The sequence below is a fragment of the Paenibacillus sp. Y951 genome, assembly GCF_056786395.1.
Genome location: NZ_JBXCIY010000071.1, coordinates 1 through 1,224 on the forward strand (window position 1 = coordinate 1; position 1,224 = coordinate 1,224).

Here is a 1,224-nt window from a genome sequence, read left to right on the forward strand (position 1 = left end):
GGTTCGAATCAACTTGAACGCATGTTCGGCGTCTTTCTTAGTCTTACAAACAACTACAAAATCATCTGCGTATCTTGTCAGTTCGCCTACTGCTTTACCATGCCTTTCCCATAATACATCGAAATAATTCAGATAGATGTTCGCCAACAACGGACTAATAACCCCACCTTGAGGTGTGCCTAAGTCTGAGCGTCGAATTTGTCCTTCCTCCATCACACCAGCCTGCAACCACTTCCGAATAAGTTTCAGAACTCGTCTGTCATTGATTCGCATTTCTACTAACTTCATCAGTTTTTCTTGATTAATGTTGTCAAAGTAGCCTTGGATGTCGACGTCGATCACCCAATTACCTTTGCGGTTGCATGCCTTTCGGATACGATCTAGCGCCTGCTTAGCACTACGCTTCGGTCGAAATCCAAAGGAGGATTCTTGAAAGTCCATTTCAAATATGGGCTCAATCATAAGTTTTGTTGCCATTTGCACGACTCGATCTCGTATCGTAGGAATACCGAGTGGACGTAGCTTGCCATCCTTCTTCGGAATGTATTGTCGTCTTACGGGATCGGGATGGTATTTCCCTTGTTCCAGTTGCTTTTGACAGTCGTGGAGAAACGCTTCGACTCCGATCGCTTCGATCGTTGCAATAGTTTCGCCGTCGACCCCAGCCGCTCCATTGTTTGCCCGTACTCGGTTCCAAGCTTCCATCAGCGTATCCCGCGCATAGATTTTGTCATACAAAGCGTGGAATTTACGTTTCTTATTCTCCTTGGCTGCATGACCTAGCTTTTCTTGGAGTTGTTGAACTTTTTCCTTTGGTGTTGTTAGCCGTTTGGCATTCACTCACTCGTACCTCCTTAAAAAGCTTGAACAAAGCAGGGCTCCTTTCCTCCCACAGGTTATGTTGTCCTGCGGTTCTTAGGTACTATGAGCCCCTCGGACTCCCTTCCTGCAGGTCACTCACTTCGCCTTTCGGGCTTATAGAGCACCACTTTACAGTTTTTTTTCTGTGCAGGGGAGGGTCTCCCCAGTTCACTGCATTATCTTTCATACCATGCCGCTCCCCATACGCCGGAGGATTCTTCACTGTTGTTCCAAGTTCTATTCAGCTTCCTTGGCCTTCGTCTATATGAGCGAGACTCAGCTTCCTCTTGTCCCTCTTGCGAGGCCTTTTTGACGACGCGGCAGGATTCACTTTATGTTACGGCCTGGCATGTTGCTCGCCCT

General features: G+C 47.3%; 1 protein-coding gene. It reads right to left on the minus strand.

Annotation, left to right across the window (positions count from 1 at the left end; genetic code table 11):
* Positions 1-840, minus strand: an 840-nt coding sequence (gene ltrA / locus AC1TPB_RS24845; protein ID WP_482078946.1) for a group II intron reverse transcriptase/maturase, incomplete at its 3' end; no start/stop codon positions are given.
* Positions 841-1,224: the final 384 nt, after the last annotated feature.